Source organism: Streptomyces sp. NPDC001568, assembly GCF_042893755.1.
GTDB lineage: Bacteria > Actinomycetota > Actinomycetes > Streptomycetales > Streptomycetaceae > Streptomyces.
Window position 1 is genome coordinate 228,131 of record NZ_JBIAVF010000011.1, and the last position, 26,381, is coordinate 254,511.

General features: G+C 69.6%; 28 protein-coding genes and 2 pseudogenes. 16 read left to right on the top strand and 14 right to left on the bottom strand.

Going from position 1 to position 26,381, the window contains the following annotated elements:
• The first annotated feature begins 486 nt into the window (after positions 1-486).
• Positions 487-909, top strand: a complete 423-nt coding sequence (locus tag ACFY0I_RS21850; RefSeq protein ID WP_388898227.1) for a DUF6924 domain-containing protein — start codon at positions 487-489, stop codon at positions 907-909.
• A 265-nt stretch (positions 910-1,174) separates the two neighbouring features.
• Here ACFY0I_RS21850 and ACFY0I_RS21855 read toward each other — a convergent pair whose 3' ends face one another.
• The 3 genes and pseudogenes from ACFY0I_RS21855 to ACFY0I_RS21865 all read right to left on the bottom strand — a co-directional run bounded on the left by ACFY0I_RS21855 (position 1,175) and on the right by ACFY0I_RS21865 (position 2,361).
• Complete coding sequence (locus tag ACFY0I_RS21855) at positions 1,175-1,663, bottom strand: hypothetical protein (RefSeq protein WP_388898230.1); 489 nt, start codon at positions 1,661-1,663, stop codon at positions 1,175-1,177.
• A gap of 66 nt (positions 1,664-1,729) precedes the next feature.
• A pseudogene (locus ACFY0I_RS21860) lies at positions 1,730-1,978 on the bottom strand (transposase); the annotation flags it as partial.
• Positions 1,975-2,361: a VOC family protein gene (locus tag ACFY0I_RS21865; RefSeq protein WP_388898233.1), complete on the bottom strand. Its 387-nt coding sequence runs from the start codon at positions 2,359-2,361 to the stop codon at positions 1,975-1,977. The gene ACFY0I_RS21865 and the pseudogene ACFY0I_RS21860, both read right to left, overlap by 4 nt.
• Before the next feature lie 358 nt (positions 2,362-2,719).
• Between ACFY0I_RS21865 and ACFY0I_RS21870 the strand changes: the two genes are divergently transcribed.
• Together ACFY0I_RS21870 and ACFY0I_RS21875 are read left to right on the top strand one after the other, a co-directional pair.
• The gene (locus tag ACFY0I_RS21870) at positions 2,720-2,923 is read left to right on the top strand and encodes a hypothetical protein (RefSeq protein ID WP_388898235.1); all 204 of its coding nucleotides are present in this window, start codon (positions 2,720-2,722) and stop codon (positions 2,921-2,923) included.
• A 190-nt stretch (positions 2,924-3,113) separates the two neighbouring features.
• A complete protein-coding gene (locus ACFY0I_RS21875) occupies positions 3,114-3,668 on the top strand; it encodes an ATP-binding protein (RefSeq protein WP_388898238.1) in 555 nt (184 codons plus the stop codon).
• A gap of 171 nt (positions 3,669-3,839) precedes the next feature.
• Here ACFY0I_RS21875 and ACFY0I_RS21880 read toward each other — a convergent pair whose 3' ends face one another.
• The 4 genes from ACFY0I_RS21880 to ACFY0I_RS21895 are packed head-to-tail and all read right to left on the bottom strand — an operon-like array spanning position 3,840 to position 6,482.
• Entirely contained in the window at positions 3,840-4,691 is an 852-nt protein-coding gene (locus tag ACFY0I_RS21880; RefSeq protein WP_388898468.1) for an ABC transporter permease, read from the bottom strand.
• 11 nt (positions 4,692-4,702) lie between these two features.
• Positions 4,703-5,635 (bottom strand): ABC transporter ATP-binding protein, encoded by a 933-nt coding sequence (locus tag ACFY0I_RS21885; protein WP_388898240.1) that lies wholly within the window; start codon positions 5,633-5,635, stop codon positions 4,703-4,705.
• Positions 5,632-5,976, bottom strand: coding sequence for a transcriptional regulator (locus ACFY0I_RS21890; protein WP_388898243.1), 345 nt, complete (start codon positions 5,974-5,976; stop codon positions 5,632-5,634). Before ACFY0I_RS21890 ends, ACFY0I_RS21885 begins: the two co-directional genes overlap by 4 nt.
• Positions 5,973-6,482, bottom strand: a complete 510-nt coding sequence (locus tag ACFY0I_RS21895) for a hypothetical protein (protein ID WP_388898246.1) — start codon at positions 6,480-6,482, stop codon at positions 5,973-5,975. Before ACFY0I_RS21895 ends, ACFY0I_RS21890 begins: the two co-directional genes overlap by 4 nt.
• 415 nt (positions 6,483-6,897) lie before the next feature.
• Here ACFY0I_RS21895 and ACFY0I_RS21900 point away from each other — a divergent pair, with 415 nt between their 5' ends.
• Both ACFY0I_RS21900 and ACFY0I_RS21905 read left to right on the top strand, forming a co-directional pair.
• A complete protein-coding gene (locus ACFY0I_RS21900) occupies positions 6,898-7,701 on the top strand; it encodes an alpha/beta fold hydrolase (protein ID WP_388898249.1) in 804 nt (267 codons plus the stop codon).
• A complete protein-coding gene (locus ACFY0I_RS21905; RefSeq protein ID WP_388898252.1) occupies positions 7,701-8,984 on the top strand; it encodes a PP2C family protein-serine/threonine phosphatase in 1,284 nt (427 codons plus the stop codon). The genes ACFY0I_RS21900 and ACFY0I_RS21905 overlap by 1 nt, the downstream gene beginning before the upstream one ends.
• Positions 8,985-9,083: 99 nt before the next feature.
• Here the strand turns inward: ACFY0I_RS21905 and ACFY0I_RS21910 are convergent, their stop codons facing one another.
• Together ACFY0I_RS21910 and ACFY0I_RS21915 are read right to left on the bottom strand one after the other, a co-directional pair.
• Positions 9,084-9,629, bottom strand: coding sequence for a hypothetical protein (locus ACFY0I_RS21910; RefSeq protein ID WP_388898255.1), 546 nt, complete (start codon positions 9,627-9,629; stop codon positions 9,084-9,086).
• A 129-nt stretch (positions 9,630-9,758) separates the two neighbouring features.
• The gene (locus tag ACFY0I_RS21915; protein WP_388898258.1) at positions 9,759-10,442 is read right to left on the bottom strand and encodes a helix-turn-helix domain-containing protein; all 684 of its coding nucleotides are present in this window, start codon (positions 10,440-10,442) and stop codon (positions 9,759-9,761) included.
• Between the two features lie 380 nt (positions 10,443-10,822).
• Here ACFY0I_RS21915 and ACFY0I_RS21920 point away from each other — a divergent pair, with 380 nt between their 5' ends.
• The 7 genes from ACFY0I_RS21920 to ACFY0I_RS21950 all read left to right on the top strand — a co-directional run bounded on the left by ACFY0I_RS21920 (position 10,823) and on the right by ACFY0I_RS21950 (position 17,380).
• The gene (locus ACFY0I_RS21920) at positions 10,823-11,161 is read left to right on the top strand and encodes a hypothetical protein (protein WP_388898261.1); all 339 of its coding nucleotides are present in this window, start codon (positions 10,823-10,825) and stop codon (positions 11,159-11,161) included.
• Positions 11,162-11,611: 450 nt separating this feature from the next.
• A complete protein-coding gene (locus tag ACFY0I_RS21925) occupies positions 11,612-13,168 on the top strand; it encodes a PP2C family protein-serine/threonine phosphatase (RefSeq protein ID WP_388898470.1) in 1,557 nt (518 codons plus the stop codon).
• Positions 13,165-14,238: a B12-binding domain-containing protein gene (locus ACFY0I_RS21930; RefSeq protein WP_388898264.1), complete on the top strand. Its 1,074-nt coding sequence runs from the start codon at positions 13,165-13,167 to the stop codon at positions 14,236-14,238. The genes ACFY0I_RS21925 and ACFY0I_RS21930 overlap by 4 nt, the downstream gene beginning before the upstream one ends.
• Positions 14,235-14,660 (top strand): STAS domain-containing protein, encoded by a 426-nt coding sequence (locus ACFY0I_RS21935; protein WP_388898267.1) that lies wholly within the window; start codon positions 14,235-14,237, stop codon positions 14,658-14,660. Before ACFY0I_RS21930 ends, ACFY0I_RS21935 begins: the two co-directional genes overlap by 4 nt.
• Before the next feature lie 43 nt (positions 14,661-14,703).
• A complete protein-coding gene (locus ACFY0I_RS21940) occupies positions 14,704-15,216 on the top strand; it encodes a MarR family winged helix-turn-helix transcriptional regulator (RefSeq protein ID WP_388898270.1) in 513 nt (170 codons plus the stop codon).
• Between the two features lie 702 nt (positions 15,217-15,918).
• The gene (locus ACFY0I_RS21945) at positions 15,919-17,091 is read left to right on the top strand and encodes a PP2C family protein-serine/threonine phosphatase (protein WP_388898273.1); all 1,173 of its coding nucleotides are present in this window, start codon (positions 15,919-15,921) and stop codon (positions 17,089-17,091) included.
• 127 nt (positions 17,092-17,218) lie between these two features.
• Positions 17,219-17,380, top strand: coding sequence for a hydrophobic protein (locus tag ACFY0I_RS21950; RefSeq protein WP_267726032.1), 162 nt, complete (start codon positions 17,219-17,221; stop codon positions 17,378-17,380).
• A 159-nt stretch (positions 17,381-17,539) separates the two neighbouring features.
• Here the strand turns inward: ACFY0I_RS21950 and ACFY0I_RS21955 are convergent, their stop codons facing one another.
• Together ACFY0I_RS21955 and ACFY0I_RS21960 are read right to left on the bottom strand one after the other, a co-directional pair.
• Complete coding sequence (locus ACFY0I_RS21955; protein ID WP_388898473.1) at positions 17,540-17,872, bottom strand: STAS domain-containing protein; 333 nt, start codon at positions 17,870-17,872, stop codon at positions 17,540-17,542.
• Positions 17,873-17,950: 78 nt separating this feature from the next.
• A pseudogene (locus ACFY0I_RS21960) lies at positions 17,951-18,258 on the bottom strand (MerR family transcriptional regulator); the annotation flags it as partial.
• An 851-nt stretch (positions 18,259-19,109) separates the two neighbouring features.
• On the opposite strand from ACFY0I_RS21960, the gene ACFY0I_RS21965 reads away from it, so the two are divergent.
• Positions 19,110-19,589: a hypothetical protein gene (locus ACFY0I_RS21965; RefSeq protein WP_388898275.1), complete on the top strand. Its 480-nt coding sequence runs from the start codon at positions 19,110-19,112 to the stop codon at positions 19,587-19,589.
• 223 nt (positions 19,590-19,812) lie between these two features.
• Here the strand turns inward: ACFY0I_RS21965 and ACFY0I_RS21970 are convergent, their stop codons facing one another.
• From ACFY0I_RS21970 to ACFY0I_RS21980, 3 genes are all read right to left on the bottom strand, one after another.
• The gene (locus tag ACFY0I_RS21970; protein ID WP_388898278.1) at positions 19,813-20,448 is read right to left on the bottom strand and encodes a VOC family protein; all 636 of its coding nucleotides are present in this window, start codon (positions 20,446-20,448) and stop codon (positions 19,813-19,815) included.
• Positions 20,449-20,902: 454 nt separating this feature from the next.
• Positions 20,903-22,021 (bottom strand): fatty acid desaturase family protein, encoded by a 1,119-nt coding sequence (locus ACFY0I_RS21975; RefSeq protein WP_388898281.1) that lies wholly within the window; start codon positions 22,019-22,021, stop codon positions 20,903-20,905.
• Positions 22,022-22,028: 7 nt separating this feature from the next.
• A complete protein-coding gene (locus ACFY0I_RS21980) occupies positions 22,029-23,084 on the bottom strand; it encodes a ferredoxin reductase (protein WP_388898283.1) in 1,056 nt (351 codons plus the stop codon).
• Positions 23,085-23,171: 87 nt separating this feature from the next.
• On the opposite strand from ACFY0I_RS21980, the gene ACFY0I_RS21985 reads away from it, so the two are divergent.
• The 3 genes from ACFY0I_RS21985 to ACFY0I_RS21995 all read left to right on the top strand — a co-directional run bounded on the left by ACFY0I_RS21985 (position 23,172) and on the right by ACFY0I_RS21995 (position 26,351).
• Positions 23,172-24,311 (top strand): PucR family transcriptional regulator, encoded by a 1,140-nt coding sequence (locus ACFY0I_RS21985; RefSeq protein WP_388898286.1) that lies wholly within the window; start codon positions 23,172-23,174, stop codon positions 24,309-24,311.
• 520 nt (positions 24,312-24,831) lie between these two features.
• The gene (locus ACFY0I_RS21990) at positions 24,832-26,082 is read left to right on the top strand and encodes an MFS transporter (protein WP_388898289.1); all 1,251 of its coding nucleotides are present in this window, start codon (positions 24,832-24,834) and stop codon (positions 26,080-26,082) included.
• Positions 26,079-26,351 (top strand): isochorismatase family protein, encoded by a 273-nt coding sequence (locus ACFY0I_RS21995; protein ID WP_388898292.1) that lies wholly within the window; start codon positions 26,079-26,081, stop codon positions 26,349-26,351. The genes ACFY0I_RS21990 and ACFY0I_RS21995 overlap by 4 nt, the downstream gene beginning before the upstream one ends.
• Positions 26,352-26,381: the final 30 nt, after the last annotated feature.

Here is a 26,381-nt window from a genome sequence, read left to right on the forward strand (position 1 = left end):
TCAGGCTTGGCCCGGCCGACGATGCCACCGCGGTCACCGCCGCCCAGCCCCGCGATGTCGTCGAACGGCTCGTCGCGGCAGGCCAGTGGGTGCCGGAGGCGGCGGACTGGTGGACGTGGCTGCTCGTCCGGTCGCCTGCGACCTGCGGCATCCCTGGGAGAAACCGGCGGCACCGCACCGGCTCACACCCGCGGGAGTCCGGCGGACGTTTCGGAACCTCCGCATGCCCTGTCCCGCCATGGCTCCGAAACCCCACCGGCCCGGCCCTGTACGGTCGGCCGGCACCCCGAACAGGCACCGGGCGCCCCGCTACGACGTGCGCAAAACCGTCCGCCTCGAGAGGACCCTCATCGCCCCACAACGGCCGAAGTGAGGGTGTTAGGTAATGCCGACAAGCCGGTCAGGTCCGGGAGGTCACGTCGACGCGTGGGATGCCCTGACCTTGCCGAACGGGCGATGTCAGTGTGAGGTGAGAGGATCACGATCATGTCCCTACCTCATCCAGATGATCTGACTTCGCTGGTCCTGCGCACCGACTTCGGTGACGAGGGAGCCTGGGATGTGGTCCGAGCCGCACTCGACGCTGCCGGCGAGTATCCCCATGCCACGTATGTCAGCGACCTTCACTTCGCGGGCGTGGATATCCAGGCACTCCTGGCCGAAGAAGCTGCCGCGGAAGAAGAAGACCAGATCGTTTATGTGTTCCTGGCCGACGCGACCACCATGGATGATCCGGGCCACCCGGTTCTGGCCGTGGACCTCTCGGACGAACCTGGGCGAACGTTCAGGGTGCCGGTTCAGTGGTTTCCGGACGTGGCCGCCAACCTCAGCATCGCCAACATGGACTTTGCGGACTTCGCCGATGCCGCTGATGGATCAGGGACCTTCCGCGGCTTTGGCGGGGGCTGACGCCTCACCGTTGAGGCACCTCCGGGGCGAGCTGTGTGTCTCGCCGGTCAGCGTGACCTCGCGCGTGAGCGTCGCCTCATCAGGTCGGTCAACGCGAGCGGATCATCGCTTCGGAGCGGTGCGGGTGGGTCTCGAAATTGCGGGCCGGACACCGATGACGCATAGCCGATGCGAAGTCGACAGTGTCCTCGACGCCGCGAAACGAGAGGCTCTTCCGGAGACGGAGAATGTCTCATTCGGCGGGGTCCGCCGTCCGTCGTGTCGGTCAGCTGGGCGCCGACTCAACGGTCACTGCTACTGAGCGGTGCCGAAGTTGAGTTGCAATGAGCTCCATCTCGACGAGAGTGCCCACCAACCCGGTCGTTCTCAGCTCCTCTGCCATCGCTCGAGCTTGTGCCAGAGGCTGCTCGTGCACTTCTCGCAGCACGCGGAGGACGGTCACGCGGCTCGCTTCGGGTTCCATCAGGCGGAGCCGGGCGGGCCCGTGTTCCGTCAAGAGTGCCTGGCGGATCGCCTCGGGAGTCACGCCGCCGCTGTCCTCCTCGCACCAGGCAACGGGGCAGGTCTGGCAGGTCCCCTCCGTTCCCCACCACAGCCTTCCGCGGTCGATGAACTGGCCGGCGTCACGTATGAGGATGCCGCCGCAGGCTTCGCATACCGTCGTGATCTTCACGCCCTGGGTGATCACCGTGCTCCTCGTCATCGGGCCCGCGGCCCGGATCGTGCCGTACCGGTTCACCTTCTGCGATGGCATTTCCTCGCCAGTGCCTCGGATCTGGAAGGGGTGATGTCACGGCTCCCCATACTCCAGCATCCGGGCCGCAGTCGGTTGAATCACCCTCGTGCGGTCGGTGGCCAAGTCGAGACGGCGCGAGGTAAGGATGCGCAGGTCTACGGCGGTGTCGTAGCCCCGGTGCATGCTCTGGAGATCGCGTCGCATGCGGGCCGGGTCCTCGATGACGAAGGCGTTCTTCGCGTCCGCCTTCCCGTCGCCTCGGTAGGAGCCGGAAGCGTGGTGGACGGTACGGAGGCCCGAACGGGCGACTGCGCGCTCTGACGGTCCGATCAAGGGCGGTAGCGGAGCGGGTGGTCCGCAGGGACCTCCACGACGGCGATCCGTACCCCGTCGGGGTCGGCAACCCACATCTCGATCAGCCCCCACGGCTCGCGTTCGGGAAGGCGCAACACCTCGGCGCCCCGGCCGCGCAGTTCCTCGTACGCCGCCTGCACGTCGGCGACCTGGAGCCACAGCCGCAGTCCGGGGGCGGGAGGCTCCTGGGCGCGTCCCGACACTTCAAGGAAGCCTCCACCGAGGAAGTAGACCGTTCCCCGCTCCGGGCCGGTACCGAACTCACGGTAGACGGCGAGTCCCAGCGTGTCGCCGTAGAAGGCCCGCGAGCGTTCGGGATCAGTGGGACGCAGCAGGATCCTGCTGCCCAGTACGTGCACCATGTCACCACTCTCCCGCATTCGGCGTACGCCCGATGCCGGTTTGGGCGACAAGGGGCGGTCAAACGGACCCGGGTCGGTCGCCGGACCAGGCCGTTCCCTCACGCCGCAGCCCCCTCTCGTTGTCCGTTGTTCCGGTCGGGTGGCCTGCGCACGGCGTACTGCACGGCACGGCACGGCACTGCACAGATGCGACCGGCTCAGGCAGGAGGGAGGATGCACTCGCCACCGGGCCTTTCCACCGCTGGAGGCAACCTGTGCTGGAACGCCTGTCCGGGGTTGCGCTTCCGCGCTCACCCCTTTCGGCTGAAGATCACGGAAGACGCCTGACGTACTGCGCCCGGAAGCGAATGCGGCGGTCATGGCAACGTTTCCCGACGGTAATTTCACGATCGTCAAGAACGAGACCGGCCGCTGTGTCCGCGTACGGCTGGGCAGGACGAAGGACGTCAGCGACTGGCAGGCGGGCACCCAGTACCCGCAGCACGTCACCGAGAAGCCGACGCTGGAGTTGGTTGCCGAAACTCCGGTCGGCAGGATGTACTGGGCCCAGGAAGGACGTTGAGCAATCCGGCCGTGGTTGCCTCGCTCAACGCCTTCGGCATCAGGGGCGTCTCCGGCCTATCAGCCGTTCGAGGATCCGCCTGCGTCCCCCATCACCATCTCCCACGGCTCCACGGGCTCGTTGCCTCCGCCGGAGGCCCGAACGGTGACCAATGGAGCTGTCTCGACCTGCAAGGAAGGGTTCTCGAATCATGCGACGGTACGTTCTCACCGGCACGCCGGGCGCGGGCAAGACATCAATCCTGCGGTGCCTGGACAAGCTTGGCTACGGCGTAGTCGAGGAGGCGGCAACGGCGGTCATCGCACAAGCTCAGGCGCTGGGCGAGGATCAGCCATGGACACGAATGTCCTTCATCGACGAGATCGTCGCCCTTCAGCGACAGCGACAGTTGGAGGCCACCGGCTCCGTTCAGGTGTTCGATCGGTCACCGGTCTGCACCCACGCCCTCGCCACCTACCTGGGGTGGCCGGTGTCCCCGGCGCTGGCCGCGGAGCTCGAACGGATCACGTCGGAAGGGGTCTACGAGCGGCAAGTGCTCTTCGTCCGCAACCTGGGATTCTGCGAGCCGACCGCGGCCCGGCGGATCAGTTTCCGGGAATCATTAGCTTTCGAAAAGATCCACGAAGAGAGCTCCCGCGCGTTCGGCTACGAACTCATCGACATCCCTGCCGGCGACCTGGCTCACCGCGTCGCCACGGTGAACTCGATGATCGCCCATGCCCCGCCCCGGACACCCGCAGGGTGAGCCGCATCACAGCGGCCCTCCCAGGGCTACGTCGCGGTCTTCGCCGAGGGCATCGTCCGGCACTACCAGAAGTTCCTGAACCATCGGCGGAGCCGGCGGCCGGTCGGCGCATACGTCCCCACCAACGAGGGTCACAAGATCGCCGTCCCCGTGGGGACAGAGCGGTGACAGCTACGCGGCAGGCGCGCTGCTCTGTGCCGCCTTGCGGTGGCGGGCGGTCAGCCGCGAGCCGGATTCGCGGCGGGCGGCGCGGCGCAGGAGCGGCACCGCGAGGAGGAACCCGAGGACCGCCCAGACCGTGAGGACCAGGGCGACCATGGGCAGTTCCCAGGAGCCGGCCGCCTCGGCGGTCCGTGCCGCGTCGGGGAGCAGCGCCGCCCGTAGGCCCTGCGCCATCCATTTGAGGGGGAAGACCGAGGCCACGTGCTGGATCGGCACGGGCAGTGCGGTGATCGGGTACACCGTCCCCGAGGTGAGCAGTAGTGCCATCGTCGGCAGCATGATCAGTGCGAGGGCCTCGCGGGGGTTGGGCAGTACGGCGCCGATGGCCGCGCCGAGCGGTATGACGGCGAGCAGCCCGAGTGTGGTGACCCACAGCAGGGTGAGCCAGTCGCCCGGCCCGTGCGGTAGTGGCCCGTTGACCAGCAGGGCCCCGGCGGCCAGGAGCAGCGTCAGGGTGCCGACCGCCAGGGCGACCACCAGCAGGCACTTGGCGATGAGGTAGGCCGGTATTCCGCCGGGGGTGGCGCGCAGTCTCAGGAGGGTGCCCTCCTCCCGTTCGGTCACGAGGATCTGTGGGAGGTTGATCAGCCCGGCCTGGAACAGCAGGTAGGCGGCGAAGCCGGCCAGTACGAGATGGGTCATCGGGGTTTGTGTCCCGGGTACGTCGTCGCTCATGTAGGCGGCGACGAGCAACGCGACGACCACGTTGGTCAGATGGCCGGACATTTCCTTGCCGTTGCGCAGGAGGTGCCGCAGTTCGATTCCTCCGCGCTGTAGCCCGGCACGCCGGCTCTTCGTCATGGGTGTCCACTTCATGCGACCGGTGCCTCCAGGGCGTGTTCCTTGTCCGTGCCGTCGGCTTCGTCCGGGCTGTCGGCCGCCTGGTGCACCATGTGCAGGTAGGTGTCCTCCAGCGTCGGGCGGCGGACCTCCAGGTCGGCGATCGGGCCGTCCGCGCACCGGTGGAGTTCCCAGACCAGCCGTGAGGGGTCCTGGGTGCGTTCGTGGCGGGGCGTCCCGTTGTCGGCCGTCCAGCGGACCTCGGCCCGGGCGGCGGCTTTTCGGGCCAGTTCCGCGGGTGTGCCGCAGGCTCGGATCCGGCCGCGGACCAGCATGGCGATCCGGTCGGCGAGCCGCTCGGCCTCCGCCAGGTCGTGGGTGGTGAGCAGGACGGTGACGCCCTCGTCGCGGGCCAGCTGTTCGACCAGGGCGTGGAACTCGTGCCGCGCCTGAGGGTCGAAGCCGGTGGTCGGTTCGTCGAGGAAGAGGAGTTCGGGGCGGCCGATGATGCCGAGCGCGACGTCGAGGCGGCGGCGCTGTCCGCCGGACAGGCGGTCCACCTGCCGGCCGCCTTGGTCGGTGAGGCCGACCAGGGCCAGGAGTTCGGCCGGGTCGCGCGGGTCGGGGTAGTAGGTCGCGAAGTGGGTCAGTAGCTCGGCGACCCGCCAGCGGCGGTGGTCGCGCCAGGATTGCAGGACCAGGCCGATCCGGGCTCGCCACGCGTCGCCGCCCCGCTGGGGATCCGTGCCGAGGACGCTCGCCTCCCCTCCGGAGCGCTGACGGAAGCCTTCCAGGATCTCGACGGTGGTGGTCTTGCCGGCGCCGTTGGGCCCGAGGAGCGCGAAGACCTCGCCGCGGTGGATGTCCAGGTCGACGCCGCGCAGGACATCGACATCGCCGTACGCCATGGTCAGATCGCGTACCTGGATCACGGGCCGGACGTCGGTGCGTCCGGACGTCGTCATCGGCCCGCCTCCGCGTGGGGCTGCTGTTGTACCGCCCCGGTCGCGGGTGCGGCGCTGTCGACGATGGCCCGGAGTGCCGCCACATGTCCTTCGAAGGCGGTGCGGCCGCGGTCGGTCAGCCGTACCTTCGTACGGCGGTTGCGGCCGCCGCCCTCCTTCTGGATCGCCAGGTATCCGGCCCCCTCCAAGGTGTGCAGTTGCTTGGAGAGCGCGGAGTCGCTGAGCGAGAGGCTGTCGCGGATGAACGCGAAGTCCGCCCACTCGGTGGCGGCGAGCAGTGCGACCACCGACAGCCGGGTGGCGGGGTGGATCAGTTCGTCGAAACCCGCGGGGGTGCTCATCGGCCCGCCTCCTCGTCCGCGTCCGCCGGTTCGCCGCCGCTGCGCACCGAGTCGGCCGCCCAGCGGTTGGCGGGACCGAGGAACAGCAGGTACACGGCCACCGCGACCGTGGCCTGGATGAGGCCGGCGTGGAGCGGCTCCAGTGACTCGGTCAGGTGGTCCGCCAGCACGATCGTCCCGCCGACCAGCACCCCCGCCGCACCGAACGTGGCCCACATACGCCCCGTGCACCGAGTGTGATGCAGTTGCATCCGGCTCCTGCGGCTGCTCGCCACGATCAGCACGCTCAACAGGCCGACGTAGGCGACCAAGAACAATCCGACGCCCCACCCGGGCAGGTCCATGCCGACGCCGGCGAGGAACACCCACATCAGCGCGGCCGTGCCGTAGGTCACGCCCCGCCCTCCGGACGCGGCGCGCTCGAACTCGTCGTACACCCGCTCCTGAGGCACTCGAATGCGCTGAAGATCTTTCCATGCCTGTTCGGCATCCACCGGAACGCTCACGGCCGTCCCCTTCCCCACCTCGATAACTTTCCCACCAGGAAAGCTACTCTTGACTTTCCCAGTAGGCAAGTAGCATTTGTCGGCATCGGGAGCCGAGATCCGCGAAGTCCCCCCACACGGTGGGCGGGATCGCCGAGGCGAGTACGGGCGACGTTCGCCTCGCGGAGGGCCTCCTCGCCCAGGCGCCCGGATGCGGACGGACCCACGAGAGCCGCATCGTCGGCGAGGACGGCGTGCTCCCGCACGTGTTCCCGGGAAGGTCGCAAAGGACACGGTGCGCTCGTACCTGACGGAGGACGCTCCGCAGGCTCCGAAATGGCGTGAGGCGTGAGGTTTTCGCGTTCCTGGAGGGAAGAGGGATTGCCGGTCGGTTCGGTCTCCTCCCTGGCCGGGCGGGTGATGCGAGACTGACGGGATGGATATTCGTCGCAGGAACAACGTCACCGTCACCGGACGTGCGGATGGGCCGGTGCTCCTGCTGGCGCACGGGTTCGGCTGTGACCAGAACATGTGGCGTCTGGTCCTGCCCGCGCTCGTCGAGGACTTCCGGGTGGTGCTCTTCGACTACGTGGGCTCCGGAAACGCGGAGCCGTCGGCCTGGAACGAACAGCGCTACAGCTCGCTCGAGGGCTATGCCCTGGACGTGCTGGAGGTCTGCGAGGAGCTGAACCTGCGCGAGGTGATCTTCATCGGGCATTCGGTCAGCGCGATGGTCGGGGTGCTCGCGGCGGCGAAGGCGCCCCAGCGGTTCTCCCGCCTGGTGATGGTCGCTCCCTCGCCGCGCTACATCGACGAGGACGGATACCGGGGCGGGTTCGGCGCGGACGACATCGACGAGCTGTTGGAGTCGCTGGATTCGAACTACCTCGGCTGGTCGGCGGCCATGGCCCCCGTGATCATGGGCAACGCGGATCGACCCGAGCTCGGTCAGGAGCTGACGACATCGTTCTGCGCAACCGACCCGGCCATGGCGCGGGTCTTCGCCCGTACGACGTTCTTGTCCGACAGCCGCCAGGATCTGAAAACGGTGACGGTGCCGACGCTGGTCCTGGAATGCCGGCAGGACGTGATCGCTCCTCGCGAGGTGGGCGCCTACGTCCACGCCGCGATCCCCGGCAGCCGCCTGGTGACGCTGGAGGCGACGGGGCACTGCCCGCAGCTGAGCGCCCCCGAGGCCACCGCCGAGGCGATCACCGCCTTCATCAGAGCTTCCCGATGATGTGCCGCACCGACCAGGACTCGGACAGGGATCCGGACCTGGACACCACGGACGCGGCGTTCATCTCCCTTCTGGAGGACAGCGCGGAGGAGCTGTACGACCAGGCGCCGTGCGGCTACCTGTCGACGCTGATGGACGGCACCATCGCGAAGATCAATGCCACCTTGCTGGACTGGCTGGGCCTGGAACGCTCCCAGGCGGTGGGGCGGATGCGGTTCACCGACCTGCTCACGGTGGGCGGCAAGCTCTACCATGAGACCCATTTCGCCCCCATGCTGCAGATGCAGGGCGAGATCAACGGCATCGCCCTCGACATCAAGGCCGCCGGTAGGCAGCGGATGCCGGTGTTGGTCACCTCGAAGGTGAAGACGAGCGAGGACGGCGAGCCGATGCTGGTCCGCACCACCGTCTTCGACGCCCGTGACCGACGTGCCTACGAGACCGAACTGCTGCGCAGCCGCCAGGTCGCCGAAGAAGCACGGCGTCATGCGGAGGCCGATCGCGCACGGCTCCAGGAGGCTCTGGCCGTCCTCCAGCAGAGCCTGCTGCCCGCCGAGCTGCCCGCCGTGCCGGGGCTGGAGGCCGCCTCCTACTACCACACCGCCTCGCCGGACCTGCTCGGCGGAGACTTCTACGACCTGTTCCCCGTGGGCACGGACCGGTGGGCGTTCTTCCTCGGCGACGTGTGCGGAAAAGGACCCCAGGCCGCAGCGGTCACCTCTCTGGTCCGCTACACCCTCAGGGGCGCAGCCCTTCACGACCTCGATCCCGTCAACGTGCTGAGCACGCTGAACACCGTGCTGCACGAGCGCTACAGCAGCGGGGACGCCCGCTACTGCACCGTCGTGTTCGGGTTCCTGGAGCCGGGCAGCGACCGTGTCGATGTCCACCTGGCTTCAGGCGGCCATCCTTCCGCGCTGATCCAGCGTGCGGACGGCACCGCCCACTACCTGCCCACTCCCGGTGGGATGCTCGTCGGGGTCCTGCCAGGCGCCCGGTTCACGACCGCCCGCACGGAGTTGCTGCCCGGCGACACCCTGCTCCTCTACACCGACGGCCTCACCGAGGCCCGCATCGGTCCCGACCGCGCGCTCTACGGCGACGACGCCCTGCACGACTTCACCAGCGCCCGGCCGCCCGCCGGACCCCAGGCGCTCATCACCGCCCTGCGCGAACTCCTCTCAGGCTTCGGCGACGGGCTCGACGACGACACCGCACTCCTCGCCCTCGGCGTACCCGCCTCGCCCACCGCCCCCGTCCCGCCCTCATCAGCGAAGACCTGACATGAGTGCGCCTCCGAAAGGCCGTGGGCCGGCTCACCCTGACACCGGGCCGGCTGCGATCCGCGATCAAGAGCGGGCGCCGTCACCAGTGCCCCGCCATCAGGACGCCACCCGCTCTCCCGTCGGCTCGGCCACCACCACCTGGACGTGGGACGGGGCGTACTTCCGTGCCTTGCTGAGCATCTTGTCCAGGTCGAACTTGTGGCGCTGCACGGGCACGTGCAGCGGCGCCGGCATCGCCGGATGCGTCGGCCGGACCCTCGTACCGGCCGGCGCCGTCGCCCCCTGCCGCAGCCGTACACCGATCAGCGCGTGCTCACTGCCCTCGGGCGTGGCCACGACGAACTGAGTGACGTCGTTCCAGGGCAGCAGCACGTCGTCGACCCGTACGCCGGCTGCGTCGAACTGGAACAGGATGCGACGTGAGTCGAACCAGGACGAGATGAACGGGATCGCCGCGACGATCACCACACCGCCCTTCATGTCGAGTGCCCACCCGAGTAGGAGAGCGAGGGCCACCACCCCCAGGATCGAGCCCCACAGACCGGCCAGGTCCTGCGGCGAGAACGGGCGCGTCACCTTGAACCGCTCCCACCGGCCGCGGCGTGCGGGCTGGTTGCCCGACCTCGGATTCGGCACCGACATGCGTATCCCCTTGATGTAGCTGTGCGGAACGACTGCGTACTCTCCAGGGACCTTAGAGAAGGCGCGGGCGGCCTTGCTTGGACAAATTTGATCTCGCCGCTCAAGGTCGGCCCGCTCGAACCTCGCCGCTCACAGCTCGTGGGCGCCCTCCACACGGCGAGCGGTCGCCATTTCGGCAGGGGTGACGTCGGCCAGGGCGCGGAACTCGCGGTTGAGGTGGGCCTGGTCGTAGAAGCCGCAGGTGGTCGCCAGTTCGCTGAGGTCCCTCCACCTGTGGGACAGCAGCTCCACCGACCGGTGGAAGCGCAGCACCCTGGCAGACATCTTCGGCGTCAAACCGACTTGATGAGTGAAGCGGCGGATCAAGTGGCCGTGGCTCCAGCCAACTTCGGCGGCGATTCGGGCGACGGGGATCGTTCCCGCCGACCGCGTGAGCAGCCGCCAGGCCTGCGCGACCTCGGGCGAGGGATCGGGGCCGCGATCCAGCCGGGCCAGCAACGCGGCGTCCAGCAGGTCGAACCGCTGAGCCCAGTCACGGGTCGCCGACATCCGCTCCACCAACTCATCCGCCCCGGGACCGAGGACGTCCCGCAGCTCGAACACCATGTTCGTCAACTCCCGCATGGGCACGGCGAAGAGTCGGTACGCACCGAGCGGAGTCAGTTCGAGTCGTATCGCCTCCTGGCCACCCGGGTGGTCGCACACCCGCGGCCCGTCTTCGAGCCCCGCGACCAGCGACCCGACCACGCGCACGACGGGACCCGTCTCCCTCAGCCGGAACACCTGGGCGAACGGCTCCCCGAGATTGATCACTACGACGGCCCGCCCCCTGGGGACGAGCCGAACCCGGTATGAAATCGCCGCCGCCACCCGGTATCCGTCGTAACTGTGCACGTACGGCCGCAGTTCTTGCGGCCAGGGCCGGGTCACCTGCAACCGATCGCTGAACCGGGACGTCACAGTTCCCGTACCGGCCGCTCCTCCGTGGCCAACTCCCGTCACACCGTGCCCCTTTCCTCTACGGGACCACCCCTGATCGCAGCCGTCCCCTTACTGCCGAGGCGGGCATGATGACACGCTTGACCGAACGGCGAGTCCTGGTGGGCACTGCGGCTCCTGCCACTTCAGCCAACGGCTACCGCGTGCGAGGATCTCCGAAAGTTCCACCTTGTCCGCTTTCGCAGAGGTCGCACATGAACAGCAGATTCCTCCCCTTCCGGCGCAAGCGCGGGACCAAGGTCGCCTACGAGGTGACCGGCACCGGCTCCTTCGAGGTGTCCTATTCCGTCGGCGACCCTCTGAAAGGAGAGCAGAAGCAGGTCAAGGTTGGCGTCACGCCGTGGAAGCAGGACGTCGTGATGTCGGGCATCGACGCGATGCCGATGCTCACTATCATCACGTCCAACCCCGAGCATCCCGACGGTTGGCTCCAGTGCACGATCTCCATCGACGGAGAACTCGCAGTGGAAGGGGCGGTGTCCTCGCGGTCGGCCAGCGCGACCTTCGCGGCTCTGCCCGGCGCGACGGGCTGACGACCGCGGGCATCGACGCGGGGCCCGGCGGGCCCTCACGCGGTGGGTGCGAACCGGCTGCCACGGTTCGTGCGCGGTCGCCGTCCCCGGCGGCGGTCAGGGCGCGGGCGTCGCAACGGGAGTTCGCGCTCTCGTGGAGGCTCTGCGGGAGGACCGGCGGAGCCTGCCGCTCCCACGCCGGCCCGGTGTGTGAACACGGTGTGTACGCCAGGTGTGGATGGACGTGGGGAGGGGTGGCCGGTTGCCAGGAGGGTGGCGGATGGAGGATGGTTGCTATGAGGCAACCAATTCTTCGAGAGGCTATGAGGTGAGGGGTCCGCCCAGCGGGCCCTCAACAATTTGGTGAATACCACCCAGGAAGCCGCCACCGCGGTGCGCGCGCCGTGGAGTGAGGCCCCCTACCCCGTGCTGGTCGCGGACAGGCGAGGGTCCCTGCTGTTCGCCAACGAGATGGCCGGTCTGCTGTTCCCCGCCGCGCGCCCCGGGGCGCCGATGTCGGACGCCGTGCCCGCATGGCTGTCCGACGCCCACACCCGCTCCCTGACACCGGCCCCTGCCGAGCCCGTGGTCGGGCCCGCGGCGACCGAGGCCGAAGCGCTGGTCGAGGGTCCCGTCGGGGAGCGTTCGTACGAAGCGCATCCGACGGTCCGCGGCGACGGGACAGTGGTGTGGTGGCTGGTCGACGACACCGACCACCGCCTGGCCCGGGAAGCGCTGCGCATCGAGCGGGAACGCACCGCGTTCCTGGGGCAGGCCTCGAACCTGCTGCTGTCCTCGCTGAACCTGGAGCGGTGCATGGACGTCACCGCGCAGATGGCCGCCGAGCACCTCGCCGACGCCGCCCTGGTCGTCTCCCCCGCCCGCGGCCGCGAACTCCCGGTCGTCTCCTGCCTGCGCGGCGGGATGCCGACGTCGTCGCGGATCATCGCGCTCGCCGAAGACGTGCCGGGGCTGGCCGAGGCGCTGCAGGGGTTCCCGCCCGTGCCGTCACGCTGGATCGATCCGGCAACGGCTCCCGCCTGGCTGGTGCCCGAGGGCTTCGGGACGGTGGGATCCATCGTGGTCACCCCACTGCCCGGGCACGGCGTCCCCGCCGGCGCCCTGATCCTGCTGCGCCGCACCGGGGGCGCCGGATTCTCGGAGGAGGAAGAGGTATTCGCGCGTCTGTTCGCGGCCCGTGCCGGTGCGGCGATGTCGGCGGCGCGGCTGTACGCGGAGCAGGCGTCGATAAGCGAGACCCTGATGCGGGACCTGCTCCCGCCCTTCCTGCACCAGGTGTCGGGGGTCGAGTACGCGGGCGGCTACCGGGCCTCGCAGGACCACGAGCGGATCGGCGGGGACTTCTACGACGTGCACCCCGCCGCCGTCGAGGGCGACGCCTCCCTCATCGTCCTGGGTGACGTGTGCGGCAAGGGACTGGACGCGGCGGTGATGACGGGCAAGATCCGCAACACCCTCCACGCCCTGCTTCCCATGGCTGGTGACCATCAACGGATGCTGAACCTGCTCAACACCGCCCTCCTCAGCACCCACAACGCCCGCTTCGCGACCATGGTCCTCGCCTCGGCGGTACGGGAGGGGGGCGCTGTGAAGCTGCGGCTGACCAGCGCCGGGCATCCCGCGCCGCTGATCGTGCGCGCCGACGGCCGTGTGGAAGAGGCGCCGACCCGGGGCACGCTGGTCGGAGCCCTGCCTGATGTGACCGCCGCGACGGCGGAGATCATGCTCGCGCCGGGCGAGACGTGCGTGCTCTACACCGACGGGATCACCGAGGCCCGCGGCGGGCCGATGGGCGACGACATGTTTGGCGAGACCCGCCTCAAGCGGGCCCTGTCGGAGTGCGCCGGGATGCCGGCCGAAGCGGTGGTCGAGCGGGTGCAGATGCTCGCCTCCGAATGGGTCGGCACCAGCAGCCACGACGACATGGCCGTCGTGGTCATCGCCGCACCCCGAACCAACCACCTGAGCGCGGTCGACGGGCACACCCGGGGCAGGTTCACCGCGTGAGTATCGATCAGATCACCGGCAAAGCACTGGTCGACAGTTTGTGGGCCGCGGTCCTGGCCGGGGACGAGCGGGCCGCGGCCGACGTGATCCGCCAGGCGCTGGACGACGGGGCGGACCCGGAAGGCGTGCTGTTGGACGTGATCGGCCGGGTGCAGGGCCGGGTCGGCGAGGAGTGGGCGGCCAACCGGATCACCGTGGCCCAGGAGCACGCCGCGACCGCGATCAACGAGCGCGTCGTCGCCGTCGTCGCCGGCCATCCCGTGGCCGCCGCCGAGCCGTCCATGGGACGGGTCCTGGTGGCCTGCGTCGACGGCGAATGGCACGGACTGCCGGCCCGCCTCGTCACCGAGGTGCTGAAGCTGCGTGGCTGGAACGTCGACTACCTCGGCGCGCACGTCCCGACCCCGCACCTCGTCGCGCACATCCATCGCACCGGGCCGGACGTCGTCGCCCTGTCGGGTTCGATCCCGACCCGGCTGCCGACCGCGCACGCCACGATCACCGCCTGCCAGGCCGCCGGCACCCCCGTCCTCGTCGGCGGAGCCGCCTTCGGACCCGACGGCCAGTACGCGCGCCTGCTCGGCGCGGACGCGTGGGCGCCCGACGCCCGAACGGCCGCGGACCGGCTGGAACGGCATCCCCTGACTCGGCCGCAGCCCGACCACCAGCCCATCGACGACCTGCCACACCTCGCCGACCAGGAATACACCATGGTCGCCCGCACCCGCCGCCGGCTCGTACGGACGGTGTTCACCGGACTGGAAGAGCGGTACCCGCCGATGCGCGGCTACACCGAGGCGCAGCGCGAGCGCACGGCGGAGGACCTGGCGCACATCGTGGACTTCCTCGGCGTCGCCCTCTACACCGGCGACGAGGAACTGTTCACGCGCTTCCTGCTGTGGACGGCCGGCATCCTCCAGGCCCGGGGCGTTCCCGCGCGGAGCCTGCCGCCCGCCCTGGACATCCTCGGCCGGGAGCTGAAGGACTTCCCGCGCGCGACCGACATCCTGCGTCACGCGACCGTCCGGTTGACCAGTAACCCTCTGAGTGTGGGCGGAGCCGCCGAATGAACCCGACACCCGGCCTGCTGCGCCTGGCCCGCATGGACGAGGGCGGTACCGTCCGCGTCGAGCTCCACGGCAGTTTCGACCACCACAATGCCGACGGCCTCGTCCGGATGGTCACCGACCTGCTGGCCGAACCGGTCACCCCGCGCAACCTCCACGTGGACTGCGCGGGCGTGAGCGCGGTCGACTCCAGCGGGCTGTCGGCCCTGCTCATGATCCGCAGGGCAACGGATGCCGCCGGCGTACGGCTCCACCTCGACGCGCGCCCCCTGAAGCTGGAGCGGATGCTGAAACTCACCGGTACCCTCGAACACCTCACCGGCCACGACGCCGACCGCCCGGCGGACTCCGCGGCCGTGCCGCCTGCCGACCGGATCGAGAGCAACAGGACGGTTCGCTCGGGCGGAACCGGCACGACCACCTGACCGACACCAGCCGGCCACACCCCACACGCAACAGGGAACGCAGATGCCTACACCGGCCCTCGGGCCCCACAGCACCACCACCGCCTCCGACCTCTCACGCTCGGTGGGCGACATCGCCGAACTCCTCGACGTCCTCTACGAGAACGCCCGCCACTCCACCGGCGGATCGCTCGTGTCCGCGACGCAGCTGCGGCTGATGTGCCTCGTCGACCGCCACCCCGGTCTCCGGATGCGGGCCCTCGCGCAACTCCTCGGCGCGACAGGCCCCTCCATGACGCGGCTCTGCGACCGCCTGGAAGCCGCGGGATTCCTGCGACGCCACCCCAGCCCCGGCGACGGCCGCGAGATCACCATCCGCCTCACCCCCGCCGGGGAGGACCACCTCGCCCGGATACGGGAGACCCGCGAACGCCGTCTCGCCATCGCCCTGGACGCGATGCCCGCCGGCACCCGCCACGCGCTGGCGCACGGCCTCGAAGGCCTCCGCCAGGGCCTCACCACCACCGCCGACGCCGACGCCGACCTCTCCTCTCAGGAGACCCAGCCCGCCGCCTGACCGGCCGCGCACGGGAACAGGCCGCCCCGACACCCACCCGGCCACGGCAGTGCCGCGATGCAACAAGCCTCGACGCAGACCTGAAGGAAGCGAACGGCCCGGGCGCCAGGACCGCGGACCCTCCCGCGGCCGTGGACGCGTCACGCCGGACCCGCAGGACGCGATGAGCACGCAATCCTGTGGGGGCGCGACCCCTCCACCCGACCCTGCTCAGCGGCCGTGAGAACGTGACTCCCGCACATTCCCGGCCCGGGGAAACTTCGGCACCACCGGCCCCCGCCGGCCGACGGAGCGGTCACGATCCCCCTGCCGCCGAGCCTTCGGCACCTGCCTCGCGCACACCGCAGTGAGCGGCCTCCCCCGGGCGGACCGGCCGTGCCCCCTGCGCAGTCACGGCCTGAGGGGTTGGAACAGCAGGTCAACTGCGCTCAGGCCGGTCCGAATCGGATCCTTTGCGCTACCCCTCGACCACCGGAGCCCAGAGTCCGCACACCGTCCGTCTCCAGGGGGCAGAAGGCGGTAGAGTTGATAGTTGCCGCATGACAACCATGCCGGCAGGCGGAACATCCGGTCGTCGGGGCGAGACAGCGCTGAGGCCCGCCCATGCCAGGAGGCAACTTTCAGGCACGCCCTCCGCACCACCGGGCCATCCCAGGATGCCGGTTCACCCCACCGCCGCTTCTCGAAGAAATGACCCCAACCATGCCCGACTTCCTGGCCGTGGAGCGTGCTCTGCGTACGGCAGCGCCTCATGACCTTCTCCGCACGATCCGCGCCGCACTCATCGAGCACTACGACGCGGTCGAGGTCGAACTCCTCATGGCCGACTACAGCCTCACCGTGCTGCAGCCGGTCACCGCTCTGCCGCACACGGCGGAACCCCTGCCCGTGCAAGCCAGTTCCCAGGGCCGCGCCTTCGGCAGCCAGGAGCCGTACGGGCAGTACGCGGCACGGGACGGCGCCGTGGACCTCCACCTGCCGGTGACCGTCCGCGGGGACCGCTTGGGCATCCTCACGGTGCGCATGCCCGAGGAGGGATGCACTTCGGAGACCGTCGAGGAACTGACCGCCCTGGCGGAGCTGCTCGGACACGAGATCGTCGTGGCCGAACGCGACACCGACCTGTACCTCCAAGCCAGGCGCGCCAGCCGACTCACCCTGGCGGCCGAGATGCAGTGGCAGCTGCTGCCGGCGCGGGCGTGCGCCCGGCCGGAGTACGCCATCGGGGCGCAGCTGGAGCCGGCGTACGACATCCACGGGGACAACTTCGACTGGTCCACCACCGCCGAGACCCTCACCCTCACGGTCACCAACGGCATGGGTAAGGGGATCCAGGCCTCGCTGCTCACCAATCTTGCGATCAACGCGCTGCGCAACGCCCGCAGGGCCGGAATCAGCATCGCCGACCAGGCCGCGCTGGCCGACCAAGCCGTCCACGCGCAATACCGGGGGCGCGAATACGTATCAAGCCTTCTGCTGTCCTTCGAACTGGGCACCGGGCGCGTGCAGGTCGTGGATGCCGGTTCCCCTCAGCTGTGGCGGTACCGGAACAGATGCGTGGAGCGCATCGAGTTCGAGGCCCAGCTCCCTCTCGGAATGTTCGAGGAGTCCTCCTACGTCGCGCAGGAGTTCCACGTCCTTCCCGGCGATCGGTTGATCTTCGCGAGTGACGGCGTCTACTCGGCCGCGAGCGCGGGCGGTGAGGCCTACAGCGAACGCGCCCTGGCCAGGGCGATCCAGGCCGCCAGCCTGTTGCCGGCAGCAGCGGTACCTCGGGCCATCCTCCAGGAACTGGCCTCCCACCGTGCCGCCGACGCCGACGACGACGCCTTGGTCCTGTGCATGGACTGGTTCGGGCGGCCCGCCACAACCTGAGCAACGCTCCCGGTATCTCGCGCGAACGGACACGCGCTCGTGCCCGCCCTCAGGAATAAGAAACACATAAGATCGAATGCATGGTCGGGGTGGGGTCGGGCACACGGTGCCTCGGAGGTTGATAACTATGGTTCCCCTGCTCCTCGTTCTTCTGCTGGCACTGATCCTCTTCGGCGCGGGTTTCGCGGTGAAGATTCTCTGGTGGGTCGCCATCGCCGTCCTGGTCCTGTGGCTGGTCGGCTTCGTCGCCCGCCCCAAGGGCAGCAGCGGCCGCTGGTACCGCTGGTAGCCGTACGCGACACCAACGCAGCCTTCAGGCGCTGCATGCCGGTGGCCTGGCCCCCCGATCGACGGGGGGCCAGGCCACCGGCATGTCCGGGCCCGGCGGTACCACCCCCGGGCCGCTGCCTGCGGGCCCGACTCGTACACGCCGCCGCAGGTTCCGCCGCTACAGGGTGCGGGCCTCTTCCACGCCGGCGGCCACCGTGAACAACCGGTCGGCCTGGGTGAGTTCCAGGACCCGGGCCAGGGAGCGGGGCAACGGGCCGGCCAGGACCAGGCGGCCGCTGCGCAGCAGGTACAGCATCGTGTTGAGCATGGAGCAGCCGGCGAAGGCGATGCGGCTGACGTCGAGGACGATCCGCCGCACCGCCGGGTCGGCGACCGCCGGTGCGCAGGCCTGCCGCAGCGGCTCCAGGGTGCCTTGGTCGAACTCTCCGGAGCACACGATCACGCGGACGCCGTCGCCTTCGTCCGGGAGTACCAGGACGTCTTGTTCCACGGGCTTTCCTTGATCGGGCTGGGAATGGGGCGGAGCCGATGTGGCGGTCCTCCACATCGGCTCGTGAAAGGTGCGGCGGGCGGCGGCCTGCTGGTGCTCGGCGTTGACGCGGTGGGCTTCCTCCAACTGGGCTTCGCGGATCACGCTGCGACAGGCGGCTTCGACGGGGGTCCGTGGGCGACGAGCTCGCGGGCGCGGGCGGCAATGCGCAGCTGGTAGCGGGAGTAGCGGCGGCGGCCGCCCGGCAAGCGGAGCGGAGTGATCGGGCGGGCGTCGCGGACCACGCGGAGGACGCTCCGGGTGGTGCCGAGCAGTTCGGCGGCCCGGCCCACCGTGTGGGCGGGAAAGGCGTCGTCGAGACGGTCGATCGTGTCGCCTGCGGTCATTTCATCCCTGTGGAGCATGCGAAGGGGCCCTGGTACCCATGGCGCCAGGGCCCCGAAGGAACTGCTCCACCATCTGCCGGCCCCGGAACTGCGCCGGACTGCTTATCCGCGTGCCCGATCTGAGCGCTGTCGGGGGTGCGGGGATCGCGGTTGCTCGACCGGAGACCACCTCGCTATCGATGTCCTGCGGTACCCGGACTCGCGTGGCGCCCGGGCGATCCTGATGGCGTCCCATCCCTCCGTTCATCCCTCGGATGATCAACTGCTTGATGTAGGGAACTGCAACCGCTTGCACGGCAGTTCGGCTCTGCCGGACCCTGCGGTCTCCCTGGGTACGAGAGAAACCATAACCACGCGATCGGTCAATGTCTACTCCGGCCATCACAGATTTTCGCGCGCGAGTCCCTGAGGTAATCGAGTGCTACCGGGTTGAACGGCTGTGGGTCGGAGCACAACGGCCGGCCAGGCAGGGCCGGACACCTACAACAGACCCGAAGCGCGCGATGACCACGATGAGCCCGAGCACACAGCCCCCGAAGCCGGTGTCGGCGCCGTCCCCGAAGCGATATCCGCCCCGCCTCGACGTCCGCGGCGGATACGTTTCGATGGACAGCAGCCAGAGTGCTTTGCGCGAGCCCATCCGGGTACCACCGGCCGAGCGGGTGGAATCGTCCGGTCGGGCGGGGCCGGCGGAGGGTCTGAGAAAACCTTTCCCCTCCATGGGTGCCCGGCGAAGGCGCCCATCGGTCTGGCGGTTCGGAGTGAGGTCACCCGGACGGTGGACATCGGGGAGCGAGTGGGAGCGCTTGAGTGGCCGCGTCACATTCGAGTCCTTCCCCAGGGAGATCCCCGTGTCCCACCGTACGAGCCTGCGACACCTGGTCATCGGAGCCTGCACGGCAGCGCTTGCGGCCGGCTCCGGCCTGCTGGCCCTGCCCGCGCAGGCTGAGACCGGTCAGGCCCCGGCCGCCGTCGCTGCCCGGGCGACGCGTGCGGAGCTGGCCGTCGACCACTTCGTGAACCAGTACGTCTTCGCGATCCAGGGAACACAGAGCGAGGGCAAGGATTCGCTCACCATCCGGAAGGAGCTCCTGACCGCCGAACTCGACGAGGCACTCACGGTGTGGGGGTCCGAGCACCAGACCGACCCGGTCTTCCGCTACAACGCGGTGCCGAAGGAGTCCAAGGTGGTGACCGCCGGTACCACTATCGAGGGACACGAGAAGGTCATCGTCACCGAGACGTTCGAGGACGGCACCGTCAAGGACGTCTGGTACCAGGTGAACCTCGCGACGATGGTCATCGACGGTCTCCAGGACCCCACCGCCTGATCCCGGCCGACCGGCTCCCCGCGCCCGCGACCGGGGAGTCGGCCGTCGGTCTCGAAGCCGCAGGGGACCCCTTCACCTGGCCGGCGACGACCTGTCACTGACACCCGGCGGGTCCCGCCTGCCCACTCCATCACGGGCGGAGCAGTCGTTCCTTGGCCCCGTACGACCCCCACCGGGCCAGGAGACCCCGGCCGGCCGCTCCCGCGGGGCAGTCGGGGCCCGGTCAGATCGTGACCGGGCCGTGGGCGGTGGCGAACTCGACCGAGACCAGGCCCGGTTCCTCGTCCTCGGCCCAGGTGACGTCGATCTGGTCCAGGGGGTGGTCGGCCGGTTCGCCGAGGAATTCGGCGATGGAGGCGGCGTCGCCGGCGATGGAGACCCCGTTGATGGTGGTGGAGGTGCGCGGGTCGGCGCTCGGACGCTCCTCGGTGGGGACCAACCACTGCAGGAAGTAGGGCAGTTGCGGGTCCTCCATCAGTTCCAGGAGGCCGATCTGCTTCCACCTCAGGTCGAACCCGTCGGGGCGGACACGGTGGCCGTCGGCCGAGGTGCGGCCGAGGCGGGTCTCGACCGGGGCGATGTCGTCGACGGAGACCACCCAACCGAGCCAGCCGCCGCCCTCGGCGGCGCGGCGGGCGACCGCCTGGCCGAAGGGTGCGCGGTCGGCGGCGGGGTGGTCGAGTGTCGTGACGACCTCGACGTAGGTGCCGCCGCTCAGCGGAAGGATGAAATTGCGGGTGCCGAATCGCGGGTGCACGCCCCCGTCGACGAACCCGGCGCCGAGGGCCGATCCGATCCACTGGACGGTCGAGACGAAGCTGTCGCGGGCCACCGCATAGGACACGTGGTCAAGTCTCACCGCGCGATCATCACCCGACAACCCGCACGAATCCCGACGCCACGCCCGCCGCCCCGGCCGCGTCCGCCGTGGGTTCAGTCGTGGGGCGGATCGGTCTTCGTCATGCCGGCGGGGAGGCCCGGTCGAAGCCGCGCAGCAGCGCTGCCGCCTCGTCGAGGCCCACGACCCGCTCCATCAGTCGCTGCGGGGCGAGCGCTGCGGCCAAAGGTTTCGATCCGGCACGCAGCACCCAGGGCCGCGATCACCAGTGCGGTCCATACAGCTCTGCCCCGGGGATTTCGCTTTGCCGCACACATCGTCGGGCCGTGGCCGACACCATGACCGTCCGACGACGACACGACCCGGACGAGGGCGGCTTCGCCGGCGACGACTACGCGGGGGTGCACCCACTGGCCAACGGCGGCCACCCGGCCCCCAGGCGGGAACGCACGGGGGCCGCCCGGTTCCGAAAGGGTCAGGCCGTGACGAGCTCCTGCTCGCGGTCCGGCGTCGTGGCCTTGGGCTTCTTGTTCGGCAGCGAGAGCCGGAAGACCTTGTGCCACGCGGAGTACACCTGCTTGGGCAGGGGCCCGGTGACGTACTGCAGCTCGTACTTGTCGAACAACGCACGCACCTTGATCGCGACCTCGGCGTACCGGTTGCTCGGTAGGTCCGGGAAGAGGTGGTGCTCGATCTGGTGCGACAGGTTGCCGGTCATGAAGTGCATGGCCTTGCTGCCGCTGATGTTCGCCGAGCCCATCATCTGGCGCAGGTACCACTGGCCGCGCGTCTCGCCCCTGATCGACCGGCGCTCGAAGACCTGCACGCCTTCGGGGAAGTGCCCGCACATGATCACCGAGTGGGTCCAGACGTTGCGGACCAGGTTCGCGGTGAAAGTGGCGGCGAGCGTGGTGAGGAAGGACGGGCCCGAGAGGAGCGGGTGGATCACGTAGTCCTTGAGCACCTGCTTGCGGATCTTGCGGCCCACGGCCTTGGCCCGCGCGCGGAACTCCGGGTTCTTGCGGCGGCGCTTGTGCAGGTTCTTGCCGAGTTCCAGGTCGTACGCGGCGATGCCGTACTCGAAGAAGCAGGCGTTGATGAAGTTCCACAGCGGCTGGCCGAGGTGGAAGGGGTGCCACTTCTGGTCCTCGTCGACGCGCATGATGCCGTAGCCGAGGTCGTTGTCCTTGCCGATCACGTTGGTGTACGTGTGGTGCAGCTCGTTGTGCGAGTGCTTCCACTGATCGGCCGGCGAGACGTGATCCCAGTCCCAGGTGGTGGAGTGGATCTTCGGGTCCCGCATCCAGTCCCACTGGCCGTGCAGGACGTTGTGGCCGATCTCCATGTTCTCCATGATCTTCGCCACGGACAGTCCGGCGGTGCCGATCAGCCATGCGGGCGGGAAGATCGAGAACAGCAGGACGCCCCTGCTGACCAGTTCCAGTGTGCGCTGTGCCGAGATGACCTTGCGGATGTAGGCGGCGTCCTTCTCGCCGCGGCCGGCGATCACCTCGTCGCGGATCGCGTCCAGCTCGCGGCCGAGCTCCTCGATCTGCTCCGCGGTCAGGTGGGCGGTGGGGTCGATGGCGGTCAAGGTGCTCCTACCGTTCGATGTCGCAAGGGCCCGCCGCGGCGGACACGCAGGTCTGGATGAGGACGCCCGGCCCGGCTTCGGTGATCTCGCCGGTGCGCAGGTCGCGGACGGCGCCCGCCCTGAGCGGCGTGACGCAGCCGAAGCAAATGCCCATGCGGCACCCGGACGGCATGAGCACCCCGGCCTCCTCGCCGACGTCCAGCAACGGCGTGGCACCGTCCGCGTCGATGGTCTTGCCGGTGGTGGCGAACGTCACCTCGCCACCGTCGCCGGCAACGACGGCGTTGGCGCGGAAGCGTTCGGTGTGCAGGCGCTCCGGGACGCCGTGCCCGCTCCAGTGCTCTTCGGCGGCGTCCAGCAGGCCCACGGGCCCGCACGCCCAGGTCTCGCGCTCGGCCCAGTCGGGCACGAGTTCGCCGAGACGGGCGATGTCGAGCATGCCCTCCGTGTCGGTGTGCACCTCGGTGAGCCGCAGCTTCTTGTCCGCGACCAGGTCGTGAAGATCGTTGCGGAAGAGCACGTCGTGCGGCTGTGGTGCGCAGTGGACCATGACGACGTCGTCGAGATCGATCTCCCGCAGCATGCCCATCACCGGCGTGATGCCGCTGCCGGCCGTCAGGTAGAGCACCTTGGCGGGCTTGGTCCCCGGCAGCACGAAGTCACCGGTCGCCTGGTCGAGCTGGATCAGCGTGCCCGGTTTCGCCCTGCGGACCAGGTGGTTGCTGACCTTGCCTCCCGGGATCGCCTTCACGGTGATCGTGATCCGGCCGTCCTGGCGGTTCGTCGGCGAGGTGACGGAGTAGGCACGCCACAGGCGCACCCCGTCGACATCGACCCCGATCCGCACGTACTGACCGGCCGTGTGACCGCGCCAGCCCCGTCCCGGTCTGATCACGATGGTCGCGGCGTCACCCGTCTCGGGGTGTACGGCCTCGATGCGCCCCCGCAGGTCGGCACCCGCACGCAGCGGGACGACCAGGTCGAGGTAGTCCGACGGCAGCAGCGGCGTCGTGACCATCTCCAGCAGTTTCCACGCCCTACTGCGGAGGGCTGCACTCGTCATGACCCCAGCTTGATGCGCTGCCGGGGGTAAAGTCCTGTCCGTAGGACGTGAATCTGATCAGTTGAATTGTTCGCAGGGAACAAAAACGTGAGCCATGCAATCCGGAGGGCCAGTGAACTGGTCCTGGATGAGACGACGGTCACTGCGCTTCGGGCCGCGCTGAGGACCACCGCCGACGAGGTCGTCCAGGCGATCATCGACGAGGTCCCGCCCTACGCCAACGCCCTTTCGGGCCGCATGGGCGCCACCATCCGTCGAGCCGTCCGCACCGCCCTGGGCCTCTACCTGGACCTCGCGAGCGGCAACGCCACGGGCGGCGACGCCGGCGACGCGGCCTACGAGCTGGGCCGCGGCGAGGTCCGCGACGGACGTTCGATGGACGCCCTGCTCAGCGCCTACCGGGTCGGCGCCCGCGTGGCCTGGCGAGGCCTGGCCGCTGGGGCCGTACCCGCAGGCCTCCCCGCCGCCGAGGTCGCCAAGTTCGCCGAGCTGACCTTCGCCTACATCGACGAGCTCTCCGCCGCGAGCGCCGCGGGTCACGCCGACGAACTGGCCGCCCGGGGGCGGGCCCACGAGCGCCACCTGGAACAGCTGGCCCGCGACATCCTTGCCGGCGCGAACCCGGACGCACTCCTTGCCGCTGCTCAACGGGCCGGGTGGCAGCCCCCGATTTCGCTGACCGCGGTCCTGTTGCCCGCCGCCCAGGCCCGGCCCGCCTACCGCGCGCTCGATCCGGGCACCCTTGTCCTCGACGATCTGCCGGACGCCTCCGGAGTGCTGCTCGTTCCCGATGCCGACCGAGCACACCTTCTGAGGCAGCTGCCCGACCGCACCGCCGTGGTCGGCCCGGCCCGGCCATGGACGCGTGCGTCCGCCTCGTACGCACGAGCCGTACGCGCGCGCTCCCTCTCCCCCGACATCCGCGACACCGAGGACCACCTGCCCGAGTTGGTCCTGAGCGCCGACGCGGACGCGTTCGCAGACCTTCGGACCCGAGCCCTCGCACCGTTGCGGACCTTGCCCGACGCGACCTCGCGGCGGCTCGAGGAGACGTTGCGGGCGTGGCTGTTGCACCAGGGCAGGCGGGACGAAGTGGCGGCGGCGTTGTTCGTCCACCCCCAGACCGTCCGGTACCGGATGTCGCAGCTGCGGGAGCTGTTTCCCGATCTCGGTTCGCCGCAACGGGTCCTCGAACTGACGCTGGCGGTCGGTCTCCGGGGACGCTAGCGTCACGGCGAACCGGTCCCGGACCGGCCCGGACCCGGGAACGGACCGGGAACGGACCGGGAACGGCTTCGCGGCGCGCTGAGCCGCAGTGGGCTCGGCAGAGCCTGAGCACCGAGGAGTTCGCCGTACGGCCCGAACCCGGCGCCGCCACCCGCCGGGCGGTGGTGGACGGCATCACCGCCCGGGAACGCGAGGTCCTGACCCTTGTGATGGTGAGCTCAACACCGCGTGGTGCACGGGTGAACAACCGTCCGCCGAGGGCGCGCTCCAATGTGGCGATGCGTTTGGACCGGCCTGCTGGGTGATCGACAGGTCGACGGCTTTCTGGAACTGGCCCGTTCCCGCGACGGCGACGAAAGCACGTGCCGCTTCGAGGTCCACGCCGACCACCTTGGTACACAACCAATGGTTGTGAGTCAGAGGCGGATCAGTTGTTTGACCTGCTGTTGTCCTGCCCCCTTAGCTCTTCTCGGTCAACGTTGGTTTGTTCGAGTGGGACTTCTAGGGGAGCGCGCTGAGCATGGTGGGCAGGAGGCCGTTGGGCCGGCAGTTCGGCTGGCTGTGGTCGGCCTATGCGGTGAGCGCTTATGGGTCCGGGCTGGGGTTCGGGGCATTGCCGCTGATCGCCGTACTGGCGTTGCACGCAAGCCCCGCCGAGGTGTCCGCGCTGTCCGCAGTGGGGCCCGCGGTAGGTGCACTGCTCGCGGTGCCGCTCGCGCCGTGGGTGGAGTTCCGGCGCAAGCGCCCGGTGATGATCATGATGGACCTGGCACGGTTTGCGGCCATGGCGACGATTCCGCTCGCCTACGCCTTCGGTCGGCTCGGTTTCATCCAACTGCTCGTCATCTCGGCCGTGGTCGCCGCAGCCAAGATCGCGTTCAACGCGGCCGGCGGCGCCTACCTCAAGGCCCTCGTCCGATCGGATGACCTGCTCGTCGCCAACGCGCGTTTCGAATCCACGAACTGGAGCTCCATCGCGGTGGGGCCACCGCTCGGCGGGGCGGCGATCGGCCTGTTCGGGCCGGTCACCACGGTGGTGGCCGACGCGCTCAGTTACCTGCTCTCAGCGCTGTGCATCACCGCGATCCGCGGCCGGGAAGAAGCGCCGAGAACGACTGACAAGAGCCCGGTCCGGGCGGGTGCACTGCTCGACGGCTGGCGGCACATCCTGGGTCACCCCGGTCTGCGGCCGCTCTACCTCAACCACATCCTCGTCGCCGGTCTGATCATGGCCACCGAGCCGCTGCTGGCCGTGCTCCTGCTTCGCCAGCTCGGGTTCCCGCCCTGGCAGTACGCCCTCGCCTTTGCCGTCCCCTGCTTCGGCGGACTCATCGGCTCGCGGCTGGCCCGCCGTGTGGTGGCCCGCTTCGGCCGGCACCGGGTCTTCCGGACCGTCGGCACCCTGCGCGCCATCTGGCTGATCGGCCTCGCCTTCGTCAGGCCCGGCGTGGTCGGCCTCGTCACCGTGATGGCCGTCGAGCTGGCAATCATCATCAACATGAGCCTGTACAGCCCGGTCCTCGCCACCTACCGGCTCGAACACACCCCCACGCATCTCGTCGCCCGCACGCTGTCGGCCTGGTCGATCGGGCAGCAGGCGTCCATCGCCGTTCTCACCGCGCTCGCCGGACTGCTCGCCGACGTCACCAGCCCACGTACCGCTCTCACTGTCGCAGGACTGCTCATCCTGACCACCCCGCTCCTGCTTCCCCGACAGGGGCAGACGTCGACGTCGCAGCACGAGCCGGAAGTGTCCCGCAGCCACTCGTGAGGCACCGCAACCCGCCAACCGCCGACCTCGACCAGCAGCTGCGCGAGCACGGCATCACCACTCTGGTCGTCTCCGGCATCAGTACCAGCGGAGCCGTCCTGTCCACCGTCATCGACGCGGTCGACCGCGACTACCGGCTCTACGTCCTGTCCGACGGCGTCGCCGACCCGGACACTGAAGTCCACGACGTCCTACTCCACCGGGTCTTCCCCTCACGGGCCCACGTCATCGACACCACCGAGCTGCACGCCCTGCTCCGGGACGCCTGACTCGAACCCCGAGCCGACCGGCCACGGTCG